5 protein-coding genes and 1 pseudogene are annotated in these 5,966 nt (G+C 69.5%); 4 read left to right on the top strand and 2 right to left on the bottom strand.

Going from position 1 to position 5,966, the window contains the following annotated elements; genetic code table 11:
• A partial coding sequence (locus MXD58_RS18040; protein WP_250609617.1) for a carboxylate-amine ligase occupies positions 1 to 889 on the bottom strand: 889 nt, incomplete at its 3' end.
• A 709-nt stretch (positions 890 to 1,598) separates the two neighbouring features.
• Between MXD58_RS18040 and MXD58_RS18035 the strand changes: the two genes are divergently transcribed.
• The gene (locus MXD58_RS18035; RefSeq protein WP_248840674.1) at positions 1,599 to 2,969 is read left to right on the top strand and encodes an HNH endonuclease; all 1,371 of its coding nucleotides are present in this window, start codon (positions 1,599 to 1,601) and stop codon (positions 2,967 to 2,969) included.
• Here the strand turns inward: MXD58_RS18035 and MXD58_RS18030 are convergent, their stop codons facing one another.
• Positions 2,970 to 3,938, bottom strand: coding sequence for a LysR substrate-binding domain-containing protein (locus MXD58_RS18030; RefSeq protein WP_248840673.1), 969 nt, complete (start codon positions 3,936 to 3,938; stop codon positions 2,970 to 2,972).
• A 106-nt stretch (positions 3,939 to 4,044) separates the two neighbouring features.
• Between MXD58_RS18030 and MXD58_RS18025 the strand changes: the two genes are divergently transcribed.
• The 3 genes and pseudogenes from MXD58_RS18025 to MXD58_RS18015 form a co-directional block, all read left to right on the top strand.
• Positions 4,045 to 4,608, top strand: a complete 564-nt coding sequence (locus tag MXD58_RS18025; RefSeq protein WP_248840672.1) for a peroxiredoxin — start codon at positions 4,045 to 4,047, stop codon at positions 4,606 to 4,608.
• On the top strand, positions 4,608 to 5,171 hold the full coding sequence (ahpD, locus tag MXD58_RS18020) for an alkylhydroperoxidase, AhpD family (RefSeq protein WP_248840671.1): 564 nt from the start codon (positions 4,608 to 4,610) through the stop codon (positions 5,169 to 5,171). Before MXD58_RS18025 ends, ahpD begins: the two co-directional genes overlap by 1 nt.
• Before the next feature lie 576 nt (positions 5,172 to 5,747).
• Positions 5,748 to 5,966 (top strand): annotated as a pseudogene (locus MXD58_RS18015) (FadR/GntR family transcriptional regulator); the annotation flags it as partial.

Below are 5,966 nucleotides of genomic sequence, written 5' to 3'. Positions count from 1 at the left end.
GGCCGGCGCCGAGGATGTCGACGAGGTCGCCCTCCAGGCCGGAGCGGGCGGCCCGCCAGGTCGCGGCGCGCAGCAGCTCGGAGCGGGGCGGCGGGGCCTGGCCGCCGGCCTCGATCTCCTCGATCGCCCGGCAGACCAGGGCCCGGAACAGCCCGGCGATGAGGATGACGTTGTCCACGTCGGGGCAGGCGTCGCAGATGCGCAGCTCCACGGTGGGCAGGTGGGCCGAGGGGCGCACGTCGAAGTAGACCATCCCCGGGTCGCTGATCACCCCGGATTTGATCAGGTCGGCGACGAGTTGGTCGTACTCGGCGGCGGTGCGGAACGAGCCGGCGACACCCGCGGTGGGCCAGCGCTGCCAGACCAGGGTGCGCATGCTCGCGTAGCCGCTGTCGGCGCCCATCCAGTACGGCGAGCTGGCCGAGAGGGCCAGCAGCATCGGCAGCCACGGCGCCGTCCAGGCGACCACGGCCATGGCCAGGTCCCGGTCGGCGACGTCAACGTGCACCTGGGCGCCGCAGATGAGCTGTTCTCGGGCGACGAGCTGGTAGTCCTCGGTCATCTGCTCGTACCGAGCGTCGCGGGAGACGTCGAGCAGGTCCATGTCCAGGATCGGCACGGTGCCCGACGCCGCCGGGCCGAGCCCGAGCCGGCCCGCGACCTCCGCGAGCTGGCGGCGTAGATCAAGCAGGTTCGCCCGCAGCGCCAGCAGATCCGCCGTGGGCGCACTGTTTGTCTCCACGACGGATTTCAGCAGTTCCGGGGAGAACGACTTCCCGTCGAGGTGTTGAAGGATTTCCTCGGCCCTTGGAACGAGCTGACGAGTAGTGAGATCGAGGATGTGGAACTCTTCCTCGACGCCGACCGCAACAATTCGCGCGTCGCCCATGGCCGCCTACGCTACGGCCGGCTGGTTACGCATGCATGACGACCGTGTATCCCGCGCTCCGGCCGGCCGGAACATCCCCGCAGGTCGGTACTTCGGAGCAGACATGCCACCGCCTAGGCCCAGGCCGGCGTCCCGACCAAATTCGACGTGTTCGTCCCATCCGACCAGTGCGCTCAGCCCGCTCCGACCCGTCGGCCGGCCCACGACCGCACCGGCCGGTCACGATGCTTTCTCCTTCTCCCTCCGGCCGTCGCTAAAACGTGACGAAGCCCGCAGGCGGCGGGCGGTTACGGTCGCCCGGTATAGACACTGCCTGCCCGGGAAAGCATCCCGAGATCCGTCCAGCGGGTGATTGCTCGTGCACCCTCCGCAGGTCTGGCGTGGATTTCCCCTCAAGTGGCTGGGCGGAGATGGCGGCCGGGGAGCGGGGTCCGCGCCCACCGACAAGATCAAACGATCAGCATCGCCGGCGCGCGGGAACGGGCCGGTCCGACCCAGACCGCACCGACCCAGACCGCACCGACCCAGACCGCACCGGTCCAGCGCGGGGAGCCAGATAGTGACCCAGTTCGCGCGCGCCGCACCACGGCGGTTCGGATCGCCCTGTTGACTCGGAGTTCCGTCCCCAACGCACAGCAATAGGGTCAGCGCCCGCGCGGCCGCGCGTCGCCTGCGGGAACATTACCGGGAGTCGCGCGAGTGCACCGCGGTGCACAATCCGACCCCACCCTGTGGCAACCATAACCGCGAGGAGAACGGTCCGACGCGCGGCGTCGAAGGCGGCATCTTGACAGGATTCCCACCAACCTTGAGACTCGAACCTGTGTTCGATTGCGAGCTGGATTCCCTACCCCTCCACGACCTTGAGGAGAAAGTATGTGGATGGGCCGGACGGATGTCCGCCGCGACCTGCCGCTGGCTCGGTCTCATCGCCGCTTTCGACCGGCGTGGCGGCTGGACTGCTAGCGGTCTCACCAGCTGTGCGCACTGGCTTTCCTGGCGTTGCGGCATCGGACTACGAGCCTGCTACGAATATGTGCGGGTCGCCCGCGCCCTCATCGAGCTTCCCCACATCACCGGCGCGTTCTCCCGCGGGGAGATCTCCTACTCCAAAGTCCGTGTGATCACCAGCGTCGCGACGCCCGACACCGACGCGGCGTGGCTACACGAAGCCGGGCGCCAGTCCGCCCGAGCACTCGCCCGCCGTGCACGCCTGCACCGTCACATCCACAACGACACCGACAACGGCAGGCCAGGTGATACCCGGGATGATCCCGCGCCGGTGCGCTGCGCCAGCCACTGGAACGACGACGGCACCTTCTCCCTGACCCTGCGCCTCGATCCGCTACGCGGTGCCACCGTCGCCCGAGCCCTCGAACTGGCAGAAGCCACCCTCACCCAGACCGCCACCCCACCAGGCACCCAGGCCACCACCCCCGACGACGAACGGCCCGCGGCCGAGCGGAAAGCTGACGCGTTCGCCGCGATCGCCACATCCTTCCTGACCCACGGCGCACCACGACTCGCCGACCCCACCCCCTACGCCCTCACCGTCCTGGTCGACCTCGACACCCTCCTCGGGAAAAAGGCCAGCCGCATTCTGATGGCGGGTGAGAAAGCACTTGCCCGCAGTGTCTGCGAACTCGCCGGCGGCCCGGTCATCTCACCGCACACAGCACGACGCCTGGCCTGCGACAGCGCCGTACGCACACTCATCAACGACCCTCATGGCAACCCACTGGCGCTCGGCCGAAATCGAAGAAATCCCACCAGCAGAGTCCGTAAAGCGGTCTACGCACGCGACCGCGGAACCTGTCAATACCCCGGATGCCACCACACTCGATGGCTCCACATCCACCACATCAAAGAATGGGAAGCCGACCACGGAAAAACAGAACCAGAAAACCTCACCATCCTCTGCTCCCACCACCATCGGCACATTCACGACCACCACCTCACCGTCACACGAAACACCCACGGACAACTCACCGTCCACCACCCTGACGGCACCACACAACACCCCACACCACCACTCAACACACGCCGCAAGAGGACGCCTTCCTCGGCGAGAAGGGAGTGATCAGAGTGCGGATTGCGTGACCTTGGCGTTGCTGGTCGATGCCACGGCGGCAAGGGCGAGGTCGGTCGTGGGCAGAGCGGCACGGATCTGTGTCGCGAGCAGGTGCCAGTCGCCGGCGCGGGCGGAGGTGCTGCGGTGGGCCAGGCCGATGCGGCGGTGGGGCGCCGGGCGGCGGAAGGTGGCGACCGCGAGGCCCCGGCCCTCCCCCACCTCGACCCCGACGGCACCGGCGGGCAGCAGCGTCAGGCCGAGCCCGCCGGCGACCATCTGGACGATGGTGGACAGGCTCGCCGCGCGCAGGGCCGAGCGCTCCCGCGCGCCCGCCTCGTGGCAGACGTCGAGGGCCTGCGCCCGGAAGCAGTGGCCGTCCTCGAGGAGCAGCAGGTCCTGGCCGGCCAGCGCGGCGACCGGTACGGCGCTGCCGCCGGCGAGCGGATGCCCGTCCGGCATGACCAGGACGAAGTCCTCGTCGTAGAGGGGGATCTCGGTGATGCCGGGCTCGTCGTTGGGTAGGGCGAGCAGCGCGAGGTCGAGCGCGCCGCCGCGCAGCTCGGCGAGCAGGGTGGCGGTCTGCGCCTCACGCAGCCGCAGCCGGGTCTGCGGCCAGCGCTCGCGCAGTGCGGGCAGCAGCCGGGGCAGCAGGTAGGGCGCCACCGTCGGGATCACGCCGAGGCGGATGTCACCGACGAGCGGCTCGCGGGCCCGCACGGCGACGTCGGTGAGGTCGTCCACCGCCCCGAGCACCCCCCGCGCCCGCTCGACGACGTCCTCCCCCACCACGGTGAGCAGGACACTGCGGGTGGTCCGCTCGACGAGCTGGACGCCGAGGGTGCGTTCGAGGGCGGCGACCGCGCTGGACAGGGTCGGCTGGCTGACGTGCAGCCCGGCGGCCGCGCGGCCGAAGTGGCGGTGGTCGGCGACGGCGACGAGGGCGCGGAGCTGGGTGATCGTGGGCTGCGGACTAGCCATAGAGTGAGGCTATCAAAGTTGCGGAATCTTTTGATTTCTCTTTTGAGTCGGCGGTGACAACAGTGACGCTCGTACCCCCGGACCGCTCTCGAGAGGAGCACCTCACGTGCTGACCGTCGGCGACGCCTTCCCCGCCTACGACCTGACCGGTGTCGTGACCAGCGACCCCGACACCGCCTTCATCCGAGAGACCGCCGCCAGCCGCGCCGGGCGCTGGCGCGTCGTGTTCTTCTGGCCGAAGGACTTCACCTTCGTGTGTCCGACCGAGATCGCCGCGTTCGGCCGGATCAACGACGAGTTCGCCGACCGCGACGCACAGGTCCTCGGCGTGTCCACCGACAGCGAGTACGTCCACCTGGCGTGGAAGCAGAATCACCCGGACCTGACGAACCTGCCCTTCCCGATGCTCGCCGACCTCAAAAAGGAGCTGACCAGCGCCGCCGGCGTGCTCGGCGACGACGGGGTGGCGCAGCGCGCGACGTTCATCGTCGACCCGGACAACGTCATCCAGTTCGTCATGGTCACCGCAGGCAGCGTCGGGCGGAACCCGGCTGAGGTCCTGCGCGTCCTCGACGCCCTGCAGACCGACGAGCTCTGCCCGTGCAACTGGCAGAAGGGCGAGCAGACGCTGGGGGCGGCGGGCCCGGCGCCGGTCGAGGTGACGGTCTGATGACCCTCGCCCGTCTCCGGGAGCTACTGCCCGACCATGCGAAGGACCTGCGGCTCAATCTCGGGTCGGTGACCAGCCAGTCGCACCTGTCCGAGCAGCAGTTGTGGGGCACCGTGCTCGCCGCCGCGATCGCCAGCCGGGGGCGCACCACGCTCGTCGCGCTGGCGGCCGAGGCGCTGGAACACCTGAGCGCCGAGGCCGCCACCGCGGCCCGCACCGCCGCCGCGGTGATGGCGATGAACAACGTCTACTACCGCACCCTGCACCTGCTGGAGGACGCCTCGCCGGACGGCGCGGAGTACTCCCGGCTGCGCGCCGGGCTGCGGATGAACGCGCTGGCCAACCCCGGCGTCGACAAGGTCGACTTCGAGCTGTGGTCGCTGGCCGTCTCCGCGGTCAACGGCTGCGGCCGCTGCCTGGCCGCCCACGAGCGCGAGCTGCGCGGGCGCGGGGTCGCCCGCGAGGTGATCCAGGATGCCATCCGGGTCGCCTCGGTCGTGCACGCGGTCGCCGTCACCATCGAGGCGGCCGAGATCTCCGGCGGCGTCACCGCGGCGGTCTGACCACCTCGTCCGGACAGCACCAATCACCACCGCCCGCCCCGCCGACCCGCTCGTCCAGCCTGCCTCGCCGCAGGTGGCCGGGCGGGTCGGCGGGGCTTTGACGTGGGGCTGCCCATCACCCGTTTTCGGCGGCCGGGAGCATCGGCTCGACAGCCGGGCAGCCACAACAGGGCGTAGTCAATGCATAGCCACCGTTAGCCGTCACCGACTATCCGTCGCCACATGATCACGTAACGGGCAGGTCGAACACGCCCATCGAAATGTGCAATGTGGCTGGTCAGCGGGTCGACAGCCGACGTTCACGGGGGCGCGCGCCGGGCGCGCCCGGAAAAATGATCACTTCAGTACGCGGATCGCACGCCGACAGCAGTGTTTACCCTGCGTAGCAAAGTTCGGAATACACCGTGGTATTACCGCGCCCCCGGCCACCCCAGCTTCCGACACGCTGCCACAATGCGACTTTGTAAGCACTGTTGGTAGCCAAGTTGTCGCAGTACGCACGTTCCGCACATCCATAGTCGCGTTCCGGCAGCCGGGGCGAACGGGGACGCGCCGTCACCATCAGGGGGAAAAATCATGACCTTAACGCAACCGGCCGACACCCCGACCGCCACCCGGGTCGCGCCACACACCGTCCGTCTGAGCCGCGCCGCCGGCTCGGACGCGCCCACGGTGGGCAGCCCGAACCGCACCCTGCCCCGCCCGCTACTCGGCACCAACCGGGTCGGTCAGCACGTGCGGGTACCGAAAACCGCCGAACTCGTCGCCGCCCACCTACGCCGCCAGATCGTCCGC

It is taken from the genome of Frankia sp. AgKG'84/4, assembly GCF_023242965.2.
In the GTDB taxonomy this organism is placed as follows: domain Bacteria; phylum Actinomycetota; class Actinomycetes; order Frankiales; family Frankiaceae; genus Frankia.
This window is presented reverse-complemented; position numbering and strand designations above follow the sequence as displayed.

Coding starts and splice junctions, on each gene's coding strand:
- MXD58_RS18030 (WP_248840673.1), bottom strand. CDS start 3,938: ATGGCTAGTCCGCAGCCCACGATCACCCAGCTCCGCGCCCTCGTCGCC.
- ahpD (WP_248840671.1), top strand. CDS start 4,608: ATGACCCTCGCCCGTCTCCGGGAGCTACTGCCCGACCATGCGAAGGAC.